General features: G+C 55.8%; 19 protein-coding genes. 15 read left to right on the top strand and 4 right to left on the bottom strand.

Annotated elements, in window-relative coordinates:
• The first annotated feature begins 144 nt into the window (after positions 1-144).
• The 8 genes from APA10_RS13650 (at position 145) to APA10_RS13615 (ending at position 11,397) form a co-directional block, all read left to right on the top strand.
• A complete protein-coding gene (locus tag APA10_RS13650; protein WP_003628690.1) occupies positions 145-1,236 on the top strand; it encodes a lysophospholipid acyltransferase family protein in 1,092 nt (363 codons plus the stop codon).
• 171 nt (positions 1,237-1,407) lie between these two features.
• Complete coding sequence (gene miaB / locus APA10_RS13645) at positions 1,408-2,826, top strand: tRNA (N6-isopentenyl adenosine(37)-C2)-methylthiotransferase MiaB (protein ID WP_050923439.1); 1,419 nt, start codon at positions 1,408-1,410, stop codon at positions 2,824-2,826.
• The gene (locus APA10_RS13640) at positions 2,811-3,908 is read left to right on the top strand and encodes a PhoH family protein (RefSeq protein WP_174714308.1); all 1,098 of its coding nucleotides are present in this window, start codon (positions 2,811-2,813) and stop codon (positions 3,906-3,908) included. Before miaB ends, APA10_RS13640 begins: the two co-directional genes overlap by 16 nt.
• A gap of 16 nt (positions 3,909-3,924) precedes the next feature.
• Positions 3,925-4,431 (top strand): rRNA maturation RNase YbeY, encoded by a 507-nt coding sequence (ybeY, locus tag APA10_RS13635; protein ID WP_003622984.1) that lies wholly within the window; start codon positions 3,925-3,927, stop codon positions 4,429-4,431.
• A complete protein-coding gene (locus APA10_RS13630) occupies positions 4,428-5,372 on the top strand; it encodes a hemolysin family protein (RefSeq protein ID WP_035365595.1) in 945 nt (314 codons plus the stop codon). Before ybeY ends, APA10_RS13630 begins: the two co-directional genes overlap by 4 nt.
• A gap of 72 nt (positions 5,373-5,444) precedes the next feature.
• Positions 5,445-6,065: a thioredoxin domain-containing protein gene (locus tag APA10_RS13625; protein ID WP_003628684.1), complete on the top strand. Its 621-nt coding sequence runs from the start codon at positions 5,445-5,447 to the stop codon at positions 6,063-6,065.
• A 39-nt stretch (positions 6,066-6,104) separates the two neighbouring features.
• Positions 6,105-10,652, top strand: a complete 4,548-nt coding sequence (locus tag APA10_RS13620; protein WP_003628683.1) for an AAA family ATPase — start codon at positions 6,105-6,107, stop codon at positions 10,650-10,652.
• On the top strand, positions 10,639-11,397 hold the full coding sequence (locus APA10_RS13615; RefSeq protein ID WP_003628682.1) for a hypothetical protein: 759 nt from the start codon (positions 10,639-10,641) through the stop codon (positions 11,395-11,397). Before APA10_RS13620 ends, APA10_RS13615 begins: the two co-directional genes overlap by 14 nt.
• An 87-nt stretch (positions 11,398-11,484) precedes the next feature.
• Here APA10_RS13615 and APA10_RS13610 read toward each other — a convergent pair whose 3' ends face one another.
• The gene (locus tag APA10_RS13610; protein ID WP_003628680.1) at positions 11,485-13,002 is read right to left on the bottom strand and encodes an acetyl-CoA hydrolase/transferase family protein; all 1,518 of its coding nucleotides are present in this window, start codon (positions 13,000-13,002) and stop codon (positions 11,485-11,487) included.
• Positions 13,003-13,309: 307 nt separating this feature from the next.
• On the opposite strand from APA10_RS13610, the gene APA10_RS13605 reads away from it, so the two are divergent.
• From APA10_RS13605 to gltA, 4 genes are all read left to right on the top strand, one after another.
• Entirely contained in the window at positions 13,310-14,041 is a 732-nt protein-coding gene (locus APA10_RS13605) for a metallophosphoesterase (protein ID WP_003628679.1), read from the top strand.
• Positions 14,042-14,107: 66 nt separating this feature from the next.
• A complete protein-coding gene (locus APA10_RS13600) occupies positions 14,108-14,437 on the top strand; it encodes a chorismate mutase (RefSeq protein WP_003622972.1) in 330 nt (109 codons plus the stop codon).
• A gap of 9 nt (positions 14,438-14,446) precedes the next feature.
• A complete protein-coding gene (locus APA10_RS13595; RefSeq protein ID WP_003628678.1) occupies positions 14,447-14,971 on the top strand; it encodes a SixA phosphatase family protein in 525 nt (174 codons plus the stop codon).
• A 152-nt stretch (positions 14,972-15,123) separates the two neighbouring features.
• Positions 15,124-16,434, top strand: a complete 1,311-nt coding sequence (gltA, locus tag APA10_RS13590) for a citrate synthase (protein ID WP_012812828.1) — start codon at positions 15,124-15,126, stop codon at positions 16,432-16,434.
• Positions 16,435-16,596: 162 nt separating this feature from the next.
• Here the strand turns inward: gltA and APA10_RS13585 are convergent, their stop codons facing one another.
• The gene (locus tag APA10_RS13585; RefSeq protein ID WP_003622965.1) at positions 16,597-16,836 is read right to left on the bottom strand and encodes a hypothetical protein; all 240 of its coding nucleotides are present in this window, start codon (positions 16,834-16,836) and stop codon (positions 16,597-16,599) included.
• 246 nt (positions 16,837-17,082) lie between these two features.
• Here APA10_RS13585 and APA10_RS13580 point away from each other — a divergent pair, with 246 nt between their 5' ends.
• The gene (locus APA10_RS13580) at positions 17,083-17,838 is read left to right on the top strand and encodes an orotate phosphoribosyltransferase (protein WP_012812827.1); all 756 of its coding nucleotides are present in this window, start codon (positions 17,083-17,085) and stop codon (positions 17,836-17,838) included.
• 4 nt (positions 17,839-17,842) lie between these two features.
• On the top strand, positions 17,843-18,712 hold the full coding sequence (locus APA10_RS13575) for a glutamate racemase (protein ID WP_003628676.1): 870 nt from the start codon (positions 17,843-17,845) through the stop codon (positions 18,710-18,712).
• 13 nt (positions 18,713-18,725) lie between these two features.
• Here APA10_RS13575 and APA10_RS13570 read toward each other — a convergent pair whose 3' ends face one another.
• On the bottom strand, positions 18,726-19,796 hold the full coding sequence (locus APA10_RS13570) for a polyprenyl synthetase family protein (protein WP_003622958.1): 1,071 nt from the start codon (positions 19,794-19,796) through the stop codon (positions 18,726-18,728).
• 117 nt (positions 19,797-19,913) lie between these two features.
• Here APA10_RS13570 and APA10_RS13565 point away from each other — a divergent pair, with 117 nt between their 5' ends.
• Positions 19,914-20,669: a tRNA1(Val) (adenine(37)-N6)-methyltransferase gene (locus tag APA10_RS13565; RefSeq protein WP_003628674.1), complete on the top strand. Its 756-nt coding sequence runs from the start codon at positions 19,914-19,916 to the stop codon at positions 20,667-20,669.
• A gap of 5 nt (positions 20,670-20,674) precedes the next feature.
• Here the strand turns inward: APA10_RS13565 and APA10_RS13560 are convergent, their stop codons facing one another.
• Complete coding sequence (locus APA10_RS13560) at positions 20,675-21,694, bottom strand: ribonucleotide-diphosphate reductase subunit beta (protein ID WP_003622956.1); 1,020 nt, start codon at positions 21,692-21,694, stop codon at positions 20,675-20,677.
• Between the last annotated feature and the right edge of the window lie 33 nt (positions 21,695-21,727).

The raw sequence follows: 21,727 nt of genomic DNA, 5'->3' as shown, positions 1-21,727 counted from the left end.
AAACAGCTTCTGTTACGCTTAAATTGGGAGATGGATTGTCCAGCCGGCTAAAATCGCGGTAAGAGAGCGCATGCTTTTTCATTCCATCTGCGCCGCTGCCGGGCGCGTTTGTCCGACAGAGCTGTGTCTGGCAGAAATGAAACGATGACACCACGCCCGTCTGACCAAACCCGCCCCCCCTACGCTTCCCCCAAAAAGAAGCCCCATGGCATTTCCCCTTTACCTGCGTGGGTGGAAGCCTATTTCCGCCGCACGGCAGATTTAAGGGCGGCCCTGCGCCTTGGTGCGCTGGTTGTTTGGGTGCCGCTGTCTGTGGGTTTTGAAGCCTGCCTGCTGCTTGTGCCCGGCACACCCAAAATCCGCTGGACGCGGGTGATCTGGGGTGTGCTGTGCCGTATTATCGGGTTGCAGATCCATGTTGTGGGGCAACGCGTGGGCACGGTGGGTGGCCTAAAGGCCCGCCAGCGGGGTGAACGGCCCGTTATCTATATTTGCAACCACATGTCCTGGTTGGATGTGCCGGTGCTGGGCACCATTCTGCCTTCCGTGTTTGTGGCCAAGGGCGATATTGAAAAATGGCCCATCATGGGCTTGGTCTCCCAAATCGGACGCACCATTTTTGTCAGCCGCCAGCGCAGCACCACCGGGCGTGAGCGGGATGAAATGATCCGCCGCATGGTGGAAGGGGATAATCTTGTCCTGTTCCCTGAAGGCACTTCATCCGATGGCTCCCGCGTGCTGCCGTTCATGTCCGCCTTTTTTGCCATCGCAAAATTGCCTCGGCTGAAGGAAGGCATGGATAAAAGCCTTCTGCCCATCACCTTCGAACCGGGCATGACGCCCCTGATCCAGCCCGTATCCCTTGTGTATGACCGGTTGGAAGACCTGCCCATTTCCCGCCTCCGCCGCCCTGTGTTTTCATGGTACGGAGATATGGACCTTGGCCCCCATGTATGGTCCTTGCTGAAGTGGAAGCGCTCCCGCGCAACCGTGTTGCTGCACGAACCGCTGGACCCTGATATGTTCCCAAGCCGCAAGGCTCTGGCACAGGCGGCATGGAAGGCTGTTTCCATAGGTGCGGCGGAACTGCGCCAAAACCGCAAGCCTACGGTTATAAAAGGCCGGTTTAACCCCGCCACCCTGCCCGCTAATTTTCTGCCGCCTTCTGTCAAGAAAGCCAAAAGGATACTTGACAGAACCGCCTCATTTTTTGCTTCAATACGTATAAGACTTTAGGCAGCAAAACAGGTGGCTGTTACAGGCCACCAAACCCATAAGGAACATTCGGTCTGTTAAGCGTCAGAATACTTTTTGGCCGTTCTGACATCTCCACTATTCTCGCCTTGGTGAGAAAAGAGGCTTGACCTGCACGCGCTCTGGCCCGATTTCCTCCACCTGCCGCATGGAATGGGCCAGCGGCATAGCGGAGCGCCTGCCATCATGACCGGAACCCCAGCCAACACATCCCCTGCCCGTGGCCTGCACGTTATTACGTGGGGTTGCCAGATGAATGTGTATGATAGTGCACGCATGGGGGATGTTCTGCGGCCACTTGGCTATCAGCCAGTTGCCACGCCAGATACAGCAGACATGATCATCCTGAACACCTGCCACATTCGGGATAAAGCGGCAGAAAAGGTGTTTTCAGAACTCGGCCGCCTGCGCAAAATCAAGGAAGCGCGGGAAACATCCGGGCAGCACACCATTATTGCCGTAGCCGGGTGCGTGGCGCAGGCCGAGGGGCAGGAAATTCTGGCCCGCGCACCGTATGTAGATATTGTGCTGGGCCCGCAAACCTATCACCGCCTGCCAGAAATGGTGGCCCGTGCAGCCCGTGCCGGCGGTGCCGTTATTGAAACGGATTTTCCCGCAGAACAGAAATTCGATTTTCTGCCAGAAGCGGAAGCCCCTCAAACCGCAGGCAATTACACGGCTTTCCTGACCATTCAGGAAGGGTGTGATAAATTCTGCTCCTTCTGCGTGGTGCCTTACACACGTGGGGCAGAAAGCAGCCGGTCCGTGCTTTCCGTACTGGCAGAAGCACGCCGGATGGTGGAAAGCGGCGTAAAGGATATCTGCCTGCTGGGGCAGAACGTAAACGCTTATCATGGTGAAGGGCCGGATGGCTCAACGTGGGATTTGCCAAAACTGGCATATGAACTTGCCAAGCTGCCCGGCCTTTCGCGCATCCGTTACATGACATCCCACCCGCGGGACATGAATGATGCGCTGATAGCCGCCCACCGTGATCTGCCGCAGCTTATGCCCTTCCTGCATCTACCAGTTCAGGCGGGGTCTGACCGTATCCTGCGTGCCATGAACCGTGGCCACACGGCAGATGAATATCGGGATATCGTGCGCCGCCTGCGTGAAGCCCGGCCAGATCTTGCGCTTTCATCCGATTTCATTGTGGGCCACCCCGGTGAAACGGATGAGGACTTTGAAGCCACCATGCAGCTTGTGCGTGATGTTGGCTTTGCTCTGGCTTATTCCTTCAAATACTCCCCACGCCCCGGCACCCCAGCCGCAGGCGCTGGCATGCAGGTGCCAGAGGATGTGAAGGATACCCGCTTACAAGCCTTGCAGGCCCTGCTGCGTGAACAGCAGGATGCCTTTAATGCAACACTTGTGGGTAAAACCATTCCTGTTCTGTTTACCTCAGAAGGACGGAAACCGGGGCAGATTGCCGGACGTTCTCCGTGGTTGCAGCCTGTGCATGTTTCTGGGCCCAAGCATCTGATTGGCAAGGAACTGCCCGTGCGTATTGTTGAACGCCTGACCAACTCCCTGTCCGGCGTTTTAGAAGAGGAGTGTGTGTCCGCTTGAGTAGCACGCGTATTTCCGCCTCACCCCGCATGGCTGCAGAAATGCCCCATGCCTCTGCTACCCTGCAGTTTGAAGATAACACCCTTCTGGCGCGCCTTGTGGGAGACCACGACAAGCACCTGCGCTGCTTGGAAGAAGGTTTGGAAGTGGAGGTTGCCCGGCGCGGCAACCGCATTTCCATCCAAGGTGTTCCTGAACAAACGGCCCGCACACGTGCGGTACTAAGCGTGCTGTACCAAAAACTGGCAGCAGGCGAAAACGTGGATATCAGCAGCATAGAGGCCGCCATACGCATGTCCCGACCGCCCCAGAACACCACCAGCATTCTCCCCAACACCCCGCAGGCTGCCCCGGAAATGGAAGGCGATCTGCCCGTTATCCGTATGCGGCATGGCAATATTGAGCCCCGCTCCCCCGGTCAGGCTGCATATATGAAAGCGCTGGCCAAAAAGGAGCTGGTGTTTGGTATTGGCCCCGCAGGCACAGGCAAAACCTATCTGGCCGTGGCACAGGCCGTGGCCATGATGCAGGCTGGCTCCATTGATCGGATCATTCTCTCCCGCCCGGCAGTGGAAGCTGGTGAGCGCTTGGGCTTTTTGCCCGGAGATATGAAAGACAAGATCGACCCCTACCTGCGCCCGCTATACGATGCCCTTTATGATATGCTGCCGGGGGATCAGGTCGTGCGGCGCATGGCATCGGGGGATATTGAGGTGGCTCCGCTGGCCTTTATGCGCGGGCGCACGCTCTCTCATGCCTTTGTTATTCTGGATGAAGCCCAGAACACCACTATTGCGCAGATGAAGATGTTTCTGACCCGCCTTGGCCCCGGCTCCCGCATGGTGGTGACGGGGGATCTCACACAGATCGACCTGCCCGCAGGCACCACCTCCGGCCTGCGTGATGCGGTGGAAACGCTTGAAAACGTCAAGGGAATTACCATTTCCCGCTTTGATTCGACAGATGTGGTGCGGCATAAGCTAGTCGCCCGCATTATTGAAGCCTATGATGCAAAGGCGACGGCTGTAAGGGAACCCTCCCGTAGCAAGGGCCGTCAGGAGAAAAATGGAACCGCCAAGTAGCCCCGCCCATATCCCTATGCAGGATATGGATGCCCCAGAAAAAAGCCTGCCTTTCCAGGCTGTTTTTTCCGATGAGCAGAACGAAGGCCCTGAAATCCTTATCCGGGATAGGCGCTGGCGCTCTTATGTGCACAACCCGGAACAGCTGGTTTGGCGCGCTCTGGCCGCCTGTTCAGAATATGGCGGCCTGCCCGATACTGTTGTGCTTGCAACAGATCGGGAGGTGCGCGAACTGAACGGCCGCCACCGTGGCAAGCACCGCCCCACCAATGTGCTGACGTTTGAACCTCCGCCCGGCATTACCGGTGGAGACATTATTCTGGCACTGGAAACCGTAGTGCGCGAAGCGCGCAAAGCCGGCAAACCTGTTGCAGACCATCTTGCGCATCTGGTCATTCACGGCAGCCTCCATCTGGCTGGGTATGACCACCACCACCCTGGTGAAGCGCGCGAAATGGAAATGCTGGAATCCCGCCTGCTTTCGCGGCTCAGGGTTCCCAACCCTTGGAAGCCCCGATCATGAGCGAACACGATTCCTCGTCAGACAAGCAGGAAGCCAGCAGTCGCGGCCTGTTTTCCTTTTTCCACCGCAAAAAACATCAGACCGATCTGCGCAGTTCCATCGCCGCACTTGTGCAGCAAGCTGCGGATGAACCCGAAGAATCTGCAACGGGCGAAAAACCGGAGCTAGACAGGCAGGAACGCGCACTTATTGCCAACGTGCTACGTCTGCGCAACATCTCCGCCGATGATGTGATGGTGCCCCGCGCCGATATTGTGGCCATGCCGGTTTCTATCAGTCTGGATGAAGCGCTGGCCATGATGCGGCGGGAAAACCATTCCCGCATGCCGGTGTATCGCGATCAGTTGGATGATATTGTAGGCATGATCCATGTGAAGGATCTGATTGCCTATGTTGGCACCAGCGAGGCGTTTAATCTGGAAGTGCTTTTGCGCCAACCGCTGATGATTGCGCCGCAAATTCCGGTGCTGGACCTGCTGTTGCAAATGCGCCAGCGTCAGACCCACATGGCGCTTGTGATTGATGAATACGGCGGCATTGATGGTTTGGTGACCATTGAAGATCTGATTGAAACCATTGTGGGTGACATTTCGGATGAGCATGATGAGCCTGCTATCGTCATGATCACCCCACGCCCGGATGGATCTTTCGATATAGATGCCCGCTGCCCGATTGAAGAATTTGAAAAAGCCATCGGCCCCATTCTGACGGACAGTGAGAGAGAGGCCGAAATTGAAACCGTGGGCGGCCTTGTGTTCCGCATGGCTGGGCATGTACCCACCCGTGGTGAAGTGCTGACGCATGAAAATGGCTATCTCTTCCGCGTGTTGGATGCAGATGCCCGGCACATCCGCCGCGTGCGCGTGCGCAAGCTGGCCGAACAGTCTGCAACGCCTGCTCAGGCCGAAACATCTGCTGCCACGGATAAATCTGTGGGTTGACGGCAGAGCAAATCTGCCGTCATGCCTTTAACCGCTTACTGATTTGCACCCACCAAGGGAGACCGGATTTCCATGTCTTTCACCCGCCGTTCCATTCTCGCTGCCGGAAGTCTGGCCGTTGCCTCCACCGCCCTGCGCGGTATTTCTCTGGCAGCAGATGCCACGGATACACGCTTTACCCCGCGTGAACTGGGCAACCCGAACGCCAAGGTTGTTGTGGAAGAATGGTTCTCCCTTACCTGCATTCATTGCGCGCACTTTGCAGAAAACACCTTCCCACAGGTGCAGAAAGAACTGATTGATACCGGGAAAATCCGTTACATTTTTCATGATTTCCCCACAGATCAGCTTGCAACAGTTGCCGCCATGGTGGCCCGCACCCTGCCGCCAGAACGGTATGAGCCCTTCTGCTCCTCCCTGCTTTCCAGCCTGGACCGCTGGGCCTACATCAAGGAAGGCAGCCCGAAGGATGAACTGAAGAAAATGGCGGCCTTTGCCGGCATGCCGGGCGATACGTTTGAAAAAGCCATTGCTGATCAGCAGCTCATGCAGTTCATTCTGAACCAGCAGACGGAAGCGCAGGACAAATTCCATTTTGATTCCACCCCCACCTTCCGCTTCAATAACAAGGAGCAGGTGTCCAGCGCGCTGACTTATGAGGACTTCACCAAATACTTGGCGAAAGCCAGCTAAGCCTACGCATGTTGTCCTGAGCCCGCGCCCTATACCTGCATGACAGTTCGTTTCGTTCGTCTGCGCATTGTCGGATTCAAAAGTTTTGCGGATCCGGTAACGGTGGAAATTCTGCCCGGGCTGACAGGCATTGTCGGCCCCAACGGGTGTGGCAAATCCAATGTGGTGGAAGCCCTGCGCTGGGTGATGGGTGAATCATCCGCGCGTTCCCTCCGTGGGGGGGAAATGGATGATCTTATTTTTGCAGGCACCACAGGCCGCCCTGCCCGGTCTTTAGCCGAAGTTACTGTTACGCTGGAAGGCACCAAGGGCTTTGGTCCCGCTGCCTTTGCAGATATGGACGAACTGCAGATTACCCGCCGGGCAGAACGCGGATCTGGCAGTGATTACCGCATAAATGGCCGCCCCGTACGTGCGCGAGATGTGCAGACCCTGTTTGCCGATCTGGCATCTGGCGCACGCTCTTCTGCCATGGTCAGCCAAGGCCGCGTGGCCATGCTGGTTGGCGCGCGGCCAGAAGAACGCCGCACCATTTTGGAAGAAGCCGCAGGCATTACCGGCCTGCATGCCCGCAGGCATGAAGCAGAACTGAAACTGCGTGCTACAGAATCCAACCTGACACGTGCGGAAGACCGCCGCCAGCAACTCTCCGACCGGTTGGATGGACTGGCCGAGCAATCTCGCGATGCCAGCCGTTATCGTGAACTTTCCGCTGCATTACGAGAAGCCGAAACAGAACTTCTGGCCGTATTACATGCCCGCGCTCGGCTAGCTGTAGAACGCGCCATTGATAACGCCGCCCGCGCCCGCAAAGCCCTGACCGAGCATGAAGAAGCAGCAGAAAGTGCTGTGGTTGCGGAATTTGAAGCCAACAAGGTTTTACCCGGTGCCAGAGAAAAAGCCGATGCGGCCCGCACTGCGCTGGAACGGTGCCGCGTATTGGCCGAAGGCGTTGCGCGGGAAGAAGAACGTGCCGCCACGCAGGCCAATGATGCCGCAGAACGCCTGAAGCAGCATGAGGCGGATGCAGACGCAGCCAAAACTCGTCTGGATGATGCCACAGCAACGCTTGAACGCCTAAAGGCCGAAAAGGCAGAAACAGAAGCCGCTATTGCCTCACTGCCTACGCGCACGGCGGAAGCAGAAACAAAGCAGCAGACGTTAGCCAAAGAGCTGGCAGAAACAGAGCAGAAACTCGCCCAGCTTACCGCCGAACTGAACACGGCACGCGCGGCACATGATCGCGCTGCCGAAAATCTGACGGCGGCACAAAACCACCATACCCGTATTGCGGCAGCATACACAGCATTACAGGCCGAGCTTGCATCGCTAGAGCAGCAACTGCCGGATAATGAAGCCATTCAGGCTACACAAAAAGCTGTAGAAGACGCCCAAAACGCTTTCCAGAACGCCAAAACCACACTGGATGCGGCAGAACGCACACGCTCTGAATGCAACGTAGCACTTTCGGTTGCGCGCAATAACGCGCAGGCTGCTGAACAAGCGCTGACGGAGCTCCGCCGCACGCTGGAACAGGCGCGCTCTCGGCTGGTTTCCCTCAAGGCTGATCTGGCCCAAGCGGAAAAACGCCATGCCGATACACTTGCCGCTTTGGTTGATGAAAGCATCCGGCTTCAACTCAAGCAGGAAACCGATGCCGCCGCCCAAGCCGTGCACGCTGCCCGTGAGGCACTGGAAAAAGCCGAAACAGAACGGCTGAACACCAATACAGCACTAACCGATGCCAGCCGCGCTGCGCAGGAAGCAGAAGCCCAGCGCCGCAATGCAGAAAACACCCTGCGAGCAGCCGAATCTTCTCTTAAACGCGCAACGCAGGAAGCCCAGACCCTTACGCAAGCGCTGGAAAAAACACAGGCACAAGCCCCGCCGGAAGATGCGCTGAAGCAAGCACGGGAACAACGTGCCACCCAAGAACAAGCTCTGCAAAAAGTTGTGCAGGCGCTGGAAACAACTGAGCGCAACCTGCAACAGCATCGGCAGGAACAAACACAAACCCAGCAGCGGCTTACTACCCTGCAAGCCGAACTCACCCGCCTGCGTGCACAAGCAGAAGGCTTGGCCGAAGCGCTGGGGAATGAGAAAGAAGCCTCGGCTGAACCCATATCCGCTCAGGTTACTGTTCCCGAGGAATATGAAGTTGCGCTAGCTGTAGCGCTCACAGATGGGCTGGATGCTCCCGCAGCAGACAATGCCCCCCGTGGCTGGCATTTGCTGAAAGATGCCTCTGCCGCACCTCTGCCCGGTAAAGCCGTTGCCCTTAAATCCGTTATTACCGCACCGCCAGAACTAAACAGAGTGCTGGCATATACTGGCGTTGTGCCCGATGGCACAGATGGCGCCAGCTTGCAGGCACAACTTCTACCGGGGCAATGTCTGGTTTCTCGCGCTGGTGATTTGTGGCGGTGGGATGGTTTTTACACCCGCGCGGGTGAGCCCGATTCCTCGGCCCGCAGGTTGGCCCAGCGCCGCATTCTGCGCGAAACCTCGGCCCGTATTGCAGAAATGGAACAGCATGTTCCGCAGGCCGAAGAAAAAGCCGCAGCCGCCCGCACCAATGTGCAGGCTGGAGAAAAACAGGCTCAGGAACAGCGCGTAGAGCGCAGCAAGCTGGAACAAAGCCTGCAAAAAGCCCGCACGCAGGAATCCGAGCTAGAACGCCAGCACACATCTTTCCGGGCAAGGTTAGATGCGCTCCGCCCCCAACAGGAACGCGCGCTGGCCGCCAAAGCCGAGGCCGAATCTGCCTTGGCAGCCGCCACAATGGCACAACAGGCCTTGCCCCCGGCTCAAAACTTTCAGCAAGCCCTTGCCACTGCGAGGGAACAGCATACAGCCGCGCAAAAAGCTGAGCAGGACTGCCGCACAGCCCTTAAACTGGCGGAACAGACCTTCCAACGCGTCCAGCAAAAACAGACCCAAACAGAAAACCAGCACACAGCCGCCACAACACGGCTGGAAACACTTGCGCCAGAACGCCTGCGTCTGCGCCAGAATCTGGAAGCAGAAGAAGCCAATGTTCTTGAACTTGAGCAACGCCTAACATCTTCCCAAACAGAAAATGCTACAGCCGCGGCCCTGAAAGACGCGCAAGATAATCTGGAACAGGCGCAACAGGCTTTTCAAACGGCCTCATCCGCCTTTGCTCAAGCTGAACAGTCAGCCCAAGCCAGCACGCAGCAGCAGCAAAAAATGCAGGAGCAGGCCCTTACACTGCGCAGCCGCATTGCCGCCCTAACCCCTCGGCTGGAAGAATTGCAGCAAGAGCAGCAGGACGCACAAGACAAACTCATAGCCGCAACACAGACCGAAGCCCAAACAGCAGCCGCCCTGCCGCAGGATGCCGAGGAAACGCTTGCCCATCTGCACACCCAACGCGCGGCCCTTACCAACCAGCTAGACGCCACGCGAGAACTGCGCGCCACGCTGCAGGCCGAAGCATCAACGCTGGAAACGCGCCTGACATCTCTGGTGGCCGCAGAAGAAGAATGGAGCCAACGCGCCGCCACAGCCAACGCAGAAGCTGAAAACGCCGCCCAGCGCGTGGAAACGGCACGTAATGAACACACCAAGGTTTCAGAGCTTCCGGCCGAAGCGCAACGCCAGAAGCAGCAAACCCTTTCAGCATTGGAAGAGGCTGAAGAAGCCTACGCACAGGCCGATAAAATACGCGCTGAAGCCGAATCTGCCTTAAATGCCGCCAATGAACAGCGCCGCCGTACAGAAGCCGAACTGAACACAGCGCGTGAAAACCTGCTGAAAGCAGATGCCAAAAGTGAACAGGCACAGGCCATTCTGGATCAGCTTTTGGCTGATACACCCACCCCGCCGCGTCAACCCACCGGAGATCTGACAGAAGCTGCCGAAAGCTCCCTGCGCCGTAAAATCTCGCGCCTCACGCGGGAACGCGAAGATATGGGGCCGGTTAACCTGCGTGCAGAAATTGAAGCAGAAGAAGCCTCCACCCAAGCGCGCACGCTGGCGGATGAGATTGCTGACCTTGAAGCGGCCATCAGCCGCTTGCGTGGCTCCATCGGCACACTAAATAAAGAAGGGCGTGAACGGCTGATGGCTGTGTTCACGCAGGTGGACCACCACTTCCAGTCTTTGTTCACCCGTATGTTTGGTGGCGGGCGGGCGCATCTGGGGCTGGTGGGGAGTGATGATCCGCTGGAAGCCGGGCTGGAAATTTACGCCCAGCCGCCGGGCAAAAAGCTTGCTACACTCTCCCTTCTTTCGGGGGGTGAACAAGCTTTAACCGCATTGTCATTGATTTTCGCGGTTTTCCGCTGTAACCCTGCACCAGTATGCGTTCTTGACGAAGTGGACGCACCGCTGGATGATGCCAATGTGGGCCGCTTTAGCGCCCTACTTGGTGATATGGTAACCGAAGCGGGAACCCGTTTTCTGGTGGTAACCCACCATCAGTTAACTATGGCCCATATGGACCACCTGTTTGGTGTTACCATGCAGGAGCGAGGCGTAAGCCGCGTGCTTTCAGTTGATCTGGCACGGGCTGCCTCCATGGCTGGCCAGAATGATAAGGAAGAACCGAATGTCGCATCCTGAAAAGGCGGCTGACATCTCTGTGCAACAGAGCAGCAAGTCTTCTCGTGGCTGCTTTAAAAAGATCGCTCTGGCTGTTGGGCTGTGCGTGGCAGTGGGTACAACGCTGGTTGTGCAACACTCCAAGGCCTATGGCATTATGGCACGCATCCACCACGGGCTGATTGTTTGCACACCGGGCACAGGGCTTGTAACCACTCCGGTTTCCACCTCCTCCCCCCATGATGGCGTGCCCTCCATGCTGCGGCTGGAACTTGCCAATGGGCCAGATGGGCGCGTTATGGTGGAACCCGGTTCTAACGAGCTGGAAGGCGTGCTGGCTTCTGCCCACCACTCCAACACATTGCTCATGCTGGATATCAACAGCGCCAGTGCAGATAATGTGGTGAAACTGGTGCGCAAAACCCGGATGCGGGACAGAGTTATTCTGGTGCCTTCAGACCATAAAGACACAGAAACCGTTTTACATGCGGATTCCAAAATTATGGTTGCCATTCCCGTCAATTCCGAGCGGGATGCCTATGCAGCCCATAAGCTGGCTGGCCGCCACCCTTATGCAGCGTATCTTTCCCCCTCTGCCACGCCGCATCTGTTTGCGCTGACGCACCGCGATGCCGAAGCTATTATTACGGATAATCCGGGTGCCCCCAAAGGCTCCACAAGCGAATTTCTGGCTGAACGGCCCGTAGATATCATGATTACGCAGCAGCCTACGCAACTGGCCGATACAACAACCAACAAAAGCTGAGCATAAAAAGGCTTCTTCCCACCTCGCTTTAGAAGATGCAGGAAGAAGCCAGAAAAAAGAGGCAGAAAACCTGCCCCTCCCTTTACTTTAAGCAGGCATCATGGAGCCTGTTTCAATAAACCGCTGATGCCAGGAAAGAGCTTCCGTCAGCAGGTGGGGTGTATGCTTGCCAAAGGAATTCTTGAGCGCGCGGTCAAAGTAATCCTGCAGCATTGGCCGGTAATCCGGGTGTGCGCATTTGGAAATAATTTCACGCGCACGCTGCACGGGTGAAAGCCCACGCAAATCTGCCAGACCCTGCTCGGTTACAAAAATCTGCGCATCCTGCATGATGTGGTCCACATGCGCGGCCATAGGCACAATGGCAGAAATCTTGCCGCCTTTGGCCGTGGAGGGCGACAGGAAGATGGACAGATAAGAGCTACGGGCGAAGTCACCCGAACCCCCAATACCATTCATCATCTTGGAGCCCATCACACGGGTGGAGTTTACGTTGCCGTAAATATCCGCCTCAATCATGCCGTTCATGGCAATACAGCCCAAACGGCGGATAATACCGGGACTGTTGCTGACATCCTGCTGACGCAGAATGATCTTGCTCCGGAAGAAATCCATACGGTTGTTAATTTCTTCCGCGGCTTCCGGGCTGAGTGAGAAAGACGTGGCAGAGGCAATGCGCATACGGCCAGAATCCAGCATGGCCAGCATGCCATCCTGAATGACCTCGCTATACCCTACCAAATTTTCAAATGGGCCTTCCTTGAGCCCTTCCAGCACGGCGTTGGCCACGTTGCCTACGCCAGACTGAAGCGGCAGAAGTGATGGCGGCAGACGGTTCTGTTTGACTTCATGCCCAAAGAAATCAAGCAGATAGCCCGCAATGGCCTTGGCAGTATCATCCGGTGCAGCAAACGGGGCGTTTCTGTCCCGATCATTCGTGCGCACAATGGCGGCAATTTTATCCGGGTTTACACGTAAAACCGTGCCGCCCACGCGCTGGTCTGCCCGTACAATCGGCACAATATCACGCGTTGGTGCACCACTTACGTTGCCATCCCAGATATCATGAATGCCTTCCAGCGCCGGGTTCTGCCATTCATTCACTTCAATAATGACTTTGTCAGCCAGATTGAGGAATGTCTGGGAGTTACCAACAGAAGATGTGGGCACAATGCCGCCATCTTCCGTAATGGCCGTCGCTTCCACCAGAGCAATGTTGAACTTGCCGTAATTGCCCTGAATGGCACGGCCAGCCACCTGCCCCAAGTGGTTATCAAAATATTCTGTTTCACCCGCATTGATACGGTTGCGCATGGTGGCATCCGTATTGAACGGTGAACGGAAATAAACCCCATTGGCCTTTGCCAGCTCACCATCCAGCTGTGGGCCGGTAGAAGCACCCGTAATCAGGCTGATCTGGTATTTCTCACCCCGATCATGCGCAGCCTCCATCCGGCGGGCCAGCGCCTTGGGTACTTCCTTGGGGTAGCCTGCACCAGTAAAACCACTGGTGCCCACCACATCACCGTGTTTGATCAACTCGGATGCGGTTTCTGCCGGACATACTTTACTGCGCAGCGCGACGTTCCGAATGCGCTCTGTCATGAGAGGGCTTCCTGTTCTTTTTCAAACTGTTCCGAATTCCCGAAAGCACAGACCACCAAGAAGGCACGGCTGCAACTGTTTGAAGCCGCTCCAGCACATTCTTCTACCTGTGGCATGTTATCCTTCCGTTTCAGGCTGTTTTTTCAAAAACCCGATTGCCCGTATAACGTAAGCGCAAACAGTTCGTGCTGGCGCGTCACATACTTGTGCACGATCTGGCGGTAAATGAAAAAAAACTTGCTGTTCCAGTTCCTGTTTGATCTCGAAAAGCCTACATGGAAGTAAGGAAATAACGGATTAAAACACCATGCTTGAACTGCTTCCCCATGACGGAAACGTGAAAGATGCAATGCGAAACGGACTCCGCATTGTGGGGGACGTGCATGGAGATCTGGATGCTTTCCGCCACGCCGTTGCCACAGACCGCTTTGTGATTCAGTTGGGCGATCTGGTAGATTACGGGCCAGACAGCGCCGGTGTCTTGCGGCTGATGTTGCAGGTGATGCATGAAAAACGCGGCCTGTTCCTGATTGGCAACCATGATCGCAAACTTGGCCGCGCCCTTATGGGCAAGCGTTTGCGCTCTACCCCTCATCTGGAAGACACGCTGGCGCAGCTTTACCGGCCAGAAAACACAGATGTGCTGCATGCCCTTTTGCCTGTGCTGGAAAACGCCCCCGCATGGATGGTTATGGGCAAGACGGTTTTTGTGCACGGCGCATTTGACCCACGCATGTTGATGGAGCCTCCGCCTCCGCCGTTAGGCCGTGTCACCTATCTGCTTTCCCGCGCATTGTTTGGGGAAACCACAAACCGCATGCAGCCAGATGGATACCCCGAACGCACACTGAACTGGGTGAACACCATTCCCGCTGGTTACACCATCTATTGCGGGCATGATCAGCGCTCCACCAATGGCTGCCCGTTGGCCATTCCCGGCCGTTCTGGCGGGCAAGCCATTTTTGTAGATACAGGTGCTGGCAAAGGGGGGCATCTGGCATGGCTAGACCTGCCCCCACCTTTTGTGGAAAAAGCCTGAGCAGACTTTACCAACCACAGCGCATCTTACAGGCGCTGGTGCATATTCTGACAGAACCGGAACAGCATGACCGTGACAGACGACCAGTCCATCTCCCCCACTCAGGCCCTTCAGGACCTGCGCCGCAGCATTGATAATATCGATTCCGCTTTGGTTTCCATGCTGGCGGAACGCTTCCGCTGCACCAAGGCCGTGGGGGCGCTTAAAGCACGCTACAACATGCCGCCAGCAGACCCTGCGCGTGAGGCCCAGCAGATTGCCCGCCTGCGCAAACTGGCCGAAGATGCGCATCTGGACCCGGACTTTGCTGAAAAGTTCCTGAACTTCATTATCCATGAAGTTATCCGGCATCATGAAGCCATTGCACGGCAAACAGCCGAAGCCCCAAAGGCGTAAGGCCCACGCATGCGTCGCCTTGTTCTGCTTCGCCATGCTGAAGCGGCTTCCGCCCTGTTAGGAGATTTCAGCGCCGAAGCTGATATGAACCGCCCCCTTACACCTGCAGGGCAAGAGGCGGCACGGCGCTGCGGGCATTGGCTGGCAGCGCAGCATATTGTTCCTGATAGTATTATATGTAGCCCGGCCTTACGCACGCGGCAGACCTTGGCGGGTGTGCTAGCCGCTCTGCCTCCTGCGCTCCCCACTCCAGATTATTGCGCAGATATTTACGAAGCCACGCCCGAGGCTTTGTTGGCCCGTATTCAACAGATGCCCGATTCAGCTTTTACCGTGCTGATGGTAGGGCATAATCCGGGTATTTCCTTATTAGCCCACCACTTAGACATGCAGGCCAGTGAACTGGACCAGGGATTCGCGCCAGGGGCCGTTGCCATTTTTGAAATGTATGGAAGCGACACATTGCCGGATATGACACACTGGCAAATGTGCGATGGCCAAAGCATGTATTTGCACACATTCGCGCGACCCTAATCCCAAAAAACTGTGGTTTTCCAAGCATACTCCGTTCCGATAACGCTTCGTTTATCGTCGGCAATCTTCCGGTTTCCTTTTGAATAGGTGACAAAGTGGAACGAGCAGGCCGCAGCAGCGACCGTGGCCCAAACATGCAAAAGGAAACACTAATGAGCGCGTCGCAGAAAGAAGGTAAGCTATCTACCGCTACCATTTCGGTTGGTGGAAAATCCGCCGAAATGCCTGTGCTTTCAGGCACTCTGGGACCGGATGTTGTCGACATCCGCAAACTTCCTGCGCAACTGGGCGTTTTCACGTTTGACCCAGGTTACGGGGAAACAGCCGCCTGCAACAGCAAAATCACCTTTATTGATGGCGACAAGGGCGTTCTGCTGCACCGTGGTTACCCCATTGCCCAGCTGGCGGAAAATGCTTCCTATGAGGAAGTTATTTATCTGCTTCTAAATGGTGAACTGCCCAACAAGGCACAGTACGACACCTTCACCAACACCCTTACAAACCATACGCTGCTGCACGAGCAGATCCGTAACTTCTTTAACGGCTTCCGGCGTGATGCCCACCCAATGGCCATTCTGTGCGGCACGGTTGGGGCTTTGTCTGCCTTCTACCCAGATGCCAACGATATCGCCATTCCCGCCAACCGGGATCTGGCAGCCATGCGGCTGATTGCCAAAATTCCAACCATTGCGGCATGGGCTTACAAATACACGCAGGGCGAAGCCTTTATCTATCCGCGGAATGATCTGAACTACGCAGAAAACTTCCTGTCCATGATGTTCGCGCGCATGTCCGAGCCTTACAAGGTCAACCCTGTTCTGGCCCGCGCCATGAACCGGATTCTGATCCTGCATGCCGATCATGAACAGAATGCTTCTACCTCCACCGTGCGCCTTGCCGGTTCTACGGGCGCCAATCCGTTTGCATGTATTGCTGCGGGCATTGCCGCCCTGTGGGGACCCGCACACGGTGGCGCCAATGAAGCCGTGCTGAAAATGCTGGCGCATATTGGCAAAAAGGAAAACATTCCCGCCTTTATTGCGCAGGTGAAGGATAAGAACAGCGGCGTGAAGCTGATGGGCTTTGGCCACCGCGTTTACAAGAACTTCGACCCACGTGCGAAGATCATGCAGCAGACCTGCCACGAAGTGCTGACAGAACTTGGCATTAAGGATGACCCGCTGCTGGATCTTGCTGTTGAGCTGGAAAGAATTGCCCTGAGCGATGATTACTTCGTGCAGCGCAAGCTCTACCCGAATGTGGACTTCTACTCCGGCATCATTCTCAAGGCTATGGGCATCCCCACCAGCATGTTCACCGTGCTGTTTGCCGTTGCCCGCACCACAGGCTGGGTAAGCCAGTGGAAGGAAATGATTGAAGAACCGGGCCAGCGTATCAGCCGCCCTCGCCAGCTTTATATTGGCGCACCGCAGCGTGACTATGTGCCGCTTGCCAAACGGTAAAAACCGTTAACTCCAAAAAGCCGGTTTTCCCTAAGGGAGACCGGCTTTTTGTTTGCCCTGCTTTTCAGCCAGCGCAAAATACACTCAAACATTCGGGCATAAAAAAAACGCATGCCCTTGCGGAACATGCGCCTGATGACATTGGGCTACGCCCTTGGTGTGTTAGTTGCAATCACACCCTTTGGTTGGCCCGGAATCCATACGGACAACGTGATGATCAATCCATTCGGACACAAGGCGGCGCGCCTCATTCACTGATGCTTCAGGATGATGAATGCGGTACAAAGTGGTGCAGGCATTAAATGCCGTAACATCCGCTGTCCCAACTTCGCGCAGTTCCTTGTAAGCCGTTATAACGGCCCGCTCACACTTGCGCGCGATACGATTAGCTTCGGCGGCCACGGCATATTCCTTAACTGATAATCAATCTTAACTGGGAATGATTAAACGCTACATCCGCCATATAAGCAAGGTGCAAAAATCAATTCTGGAGCTTTTGAACATCACAAGTTTTTCACTCATATGCCGCGCACATCTTTATCTGGCATGCATATGCAGGAAAACTGCCATATCAGGCATGGATTTTCCACGCCCGCGGCGTTATTCCAAACATATATAGACAACCGCCAAATTCAAGGACATGCGCACATGACATCACCCTCAGGCGTGGCCTCTGCCCACCCCGCTGAGACCAGCGACTGGGACCGCGACGCGGCCCTGACCACCGCACGCCTGCTGCTGGAAATCAAAGCCGTAAATTTCCGCCCGGAAGACCCGTATACCCTGACTTCTGGCTGGAAATCTCCGGTCTATATTGATTGCCGCCGCATTATCTTCTTCCCCCGTGCCCGTGCCAAAATTATGGAACTTGGGGTGGAAAAAATCGGCCGCCACGTTGGGTATGAAAGCCTGGATGCCGTTGTGGGTGGTGAAACCGCAGGTATTCCGTTTGCCGCATGGATGGCAGACCGCATGATGCTGCCAATGGCTTACGTGCGCAAAAAGCCAAAAGGTTTTGGCCGCAACGCCCAGATTGAAGGCGATGTGCCCGAAAACATGCGCACCCTGCTGGTGGAAGATCTGACCACCGATGGTGGCTCCAAAGTGCAGTTTGCCAACGCACTGCGCAATGCTGGCGCCATTATCAACCACGCATTTGTTGTGTTTTATTACGGCGTTTTCCCCGGCGCGCAGAACACGCTGGCAGAAATGAACGTCTCCCTGCACGCCCTGTGCACATGGTGGGATGTGCTGGAAGCATGCTCCACACGGCCATACTTCTCTGAAGAAGCTGCATCTGAAGTGCGGCGTTTTCTGGAAGATCCTTGTGCGTGGTCTGCCCGCCACGGTGGCGTTGGCACCTTGGAAGAAGCAGCTGCATTTAAAGCCAACAAGGATAAATAAAACGGTGCAGATAGATGGCCCTGCCCTTTCCGGCCCCCGGCATATTCTGGCATTTGATTCCGGAATTGGGGGCTTGGGTATTGTCAGGGCCATTCAAGCGCTGGCACCAGATATCTGCATAGATTATCTGGCCGACACCGCCATTTTTCCATATGGCGAACAGGACGACGATTTTCTGATTGAGCGAATCGTCTCCCTGCTTTCTCAGGCTATTCGGCGGCTCCAGCCGCAAGCTGTGGTGGTGGCATGCAACACTGCCAGCACATTGGCGCTGGAAGCCTTACGCGCTGCGTGGCCTGATATGCCTTTTGTAGGGTGTGTTCCGCCCATACGTTGGGCAGCACGTATAACCCAAACAAAGGTGATTGGGCTGCTGGCCACGCGTGCAACTGTGCGGCGGCCTTACCTTTCTCGGCTCCATGCGCTTTACGCGCCGGAATGTACACTTATTGCCCACGCGGCCCCCGGTCTGGCCGGTTGTGCGGAATTGGCCTTCCGTGGGCAGGACGTGCCTGATTCTACGATTTTGCAAGAAATTGAAGGGCTGTTTGTTCACCCGGATTCTAACCAGCTGGATGCCGTAGGCCTTGGCTGCACGCATTATACCTTTGTGCTGGACCGCCTGCGTGCGCTCTCCCCGCCCGGTTTAACATGGCTAGACCCTGCCCCCGCCGTGGCACGGCATACCTGTAACCTTCTGGCTCATTTACCACAAAAAGCCCACGCACATCCCTGCGCATGGTTTACGGCGTTGCCGGATGACCAAGCCCTGTTCACGCACTTAAAACCTTACAGGTTCAGTGCCGCCACATTATGGGAAGATATGAATGAGGTAGAAGCCAGCTATTACACCTCCGTAATAGCCAGCCCCTAATACACAGCCGCTTTTAACGTTCGCGGCTGGCAGAATAGCTGGCTGTTTCCAGCAACAAGTTCTTCAATGTGTCATCCGGGAACATGGAAAGATTTTCACGCGCCTTGGCTGCGTAATCTTCCGCACATTTCAGGGTAATCCCAATTGCATTTGTTTTTGCAATACGGTCCAGCGCAGCTTCCAGATCTCCGGGGTGCTGATCACATTCCTCAATCACCCGGCGCCAGAAAATGCGGTCTTCCTCATCTCCTGCATCATAAGCCGCCAGAACAGGCAGAGTGACTTTTCCTTCACGGAAATCGTCCCCTACTTCCTTGCCCAGCGTGGCCTGATCTGCCGCATAGTCCAGCGCATCATCCACAAGCTGGAAAGCCATGCCCAAATTGGCACCATACATGCGCAATGCCTCACGCTGTTCTGGTGTGGCTTCACCAATAACAGCGCCAGATTCGCACGCAGCTGCAAAAAGCGCAGCGGTTTTGCCGTAGATGACCTGCAGATACTGTTCCACCGATGTGGAGAGATCGTTCTGCGTGGTCATCTGCATGACCTCACCTTCCGCCAGCGTGGCAGAAGCCGCAGACAGAATCGCCATCACACCCAGCGAGGCATCGGCCGTCAGAATCTGGAAAGACCGCGCAAACAGGAAGTCCCCCACCAGCACGGAAGCCTTGTTGCCAAAAATGGCATTGGCACTGGCCAGCCCACGCCGGAGCTGGCTGTCATCCACTACATCATCATGCAGCAGCGTAGCTGTGTGAATAAATTCCACACACGCGGCAATTTCTACATGCCGCATACGCCCGTCCTGATTGTTGTAGCCGCACATTCTGGCCGCAGCCAGAGTGAGCAACGGCCGCAGCCGCTTACCGCCAGCCGCCACCAAATGGGCCGCAAGCTGCGGTATAAGTGCCACGGGGCTTTGCATACGGTCTACAATGACCTGATTGCAGGCAAGCATGTCCGACGCAAGATAATCGGCCAGCGCTTTCAGGCCTGCTTCTCCTGGTTTACTCACTGAAACTCCAGATCCATCCTGGCTTGTGGTTCTGCCTGTTTCTGACAGACTGATTGCAACACCCAAACGTTTTATCCCCCAGCCATGGGATGAGTTGACGTTCTTCTATATGCGAGGCACCTGAAAAACGGTCAAGCGCCTACGAATTCAAGCCAGCCAGACACATAGCTCCCATCGGAAACCATGCCAGCTCGTTTTGCCATTACTTCCGGAACGCTTTTGCGTGGCCGTATCTCCTATAGTCAGTTTCTGCAAGGCTACCGCACAGGGCTGGAGCCCGTGCTTATGGCCGCCGCCGTACCGGCCCGCACAGGCCAGCATGTGCTGGAAATTGGCTGTGGCGCTGGGGCGGGGCTCCTTTGCCTGCTCCACCGCATTTCCACCATTCATGGCACGGGCGTGGAAAAAGAAAGCGATACGGCAGCCTTGGCCCAGCAAAACATGGCCGCCAACCAGCAACAGAATATCAGGATTCTGAACGCCACATTTCCCGATGTTTTTCTGGCAGATACGCCACAGCCCGAACAATATTTTGACCACTGCATGGCGAATCCGCCGTGGCATGCGCCTTTAGGTACGGCTTCGGCACACCCGCGGCGTGATCTGGCCCGGCGTATGGGGGCAGATACTTTACCTACATGGATTGAGGGGGCTGCCCGAATCCTGCGCCATAAAGGCAGCCTTACACTTGCCCTGCCCGCTGCTTTGGCTGACCAAGCCATTTTCTGCCTAAGCAAAGCTGGATTTGGCGGCGTTACGCTGTATCCCTTCTGGCCAAAGGCAGGGCGGGAATCGCGCATTGTATTGGTGCAGGCCCGTAAGGGCGTAAAAAGCCCTGCCCGTGTTCTGGCAGGGCTGGTGCTGCACGAGGCAGACGGAGCTTTTACCCCTACTGCCCGCACAGTGCTGGAAGAAGGCGCCCCGTTGCCGGGGCTGTAACCTGCTTATTCGAAAACTGAGTTTTCGAAGGCTTCTTCCCACGTGCCGGATGTGGAGGCACGGCTGTATTCCGTAGCGCGGTTTTCGAAGAAGTTGGTGTGTTCCACCGCATTCAACATATCGTCCAGCCACGGCAGCGGGTTGGTTGTGGTGTTGTAAATCGGCTCCAGCCCAAGCTGGGTCAGGCGACGGTCTGCAATAAAGTGGATGTAGGTTTTCACCTGATCCGCATTCAGCCCTTCTACAGCACCCATTTCAAAGGCCAGATCAATAAAGGCCTCTTCATGCTCTACAATGGTACGGCAGATATCTGTCAGTTCCGTACGCAGCTGCTCTGTCCACAGTTCAGGATTTTCCTGAATGAACACGCGGAACAGGCGGATAATGGAAAGGCAATGCAGTGTTTCATCACGCACAGACCATGACACAATCTGCCCCATACCCTTGAGCTTGTTGAAACGCGGGAAGTTCAGCAGAATGGCGAAGGATGCAAAAAGCTGAAGCCCTTCTGTAAAGGCCCCAAAGGCTGCCAGCGTTTTGGCGATTTCATGCTTGCTGTCCACAGTGAACGTCTGCATGTAATCGTATTTATCCTTCATTTCCTTATATTTAAGGAAAGCGGAATACTCGGTTTCGGGCATGCCGAGCGTATCCAGAAGGTAGCTGTACGCTGCAATATGGATAGTTTCGATGTTAGAGAACGCTGAAAGCATCATCAGCACTTCCGTGGGTTTAAACACACGGCTGTAGTGCTTCATGTAGCAGTTGTTCACTTCCACATCGGACTGGGTAAAGAAGCGGAAAATCTGCGTGACCAGATGCTGCTCACCTTCGTTTAAAACGCGGTGCCAGTCTTTCACGTCATCAGCCAGAGGCACTTCTTCCGGCAGCCAATGCAGGCGCTGCTGCGTCAGCCACGCATCATACGCCCACGGATAGCGGAACGGCTTGTAAACCGGGTTGGCTGTCAGCAGGTCAAACTTCTGTTCCTGCTGCGGCTCCTGACCAGACATATGCTCGCTCATGCTGCCTCCCTTGACGGCAACACGCGTGAGGCC

The sequence above is a fragment of the Acetobacter pasteurianus subsp. pasteurianus LMG 1262 = NBRC 106471 genome (assembly GCF_000285275.1).
GTDB lineage: Bacteria > Pseudomonadota > Alphaproteobacteria > Acetobacterales > Acetobacteraceae > Acetobacter > Acetobacter pasteurianus.
The sequence above is the reverse complement of the archived record's forward strand: the minus strand, read 5'-3'. Positions and strand labels throughout refer to the sequence as shown.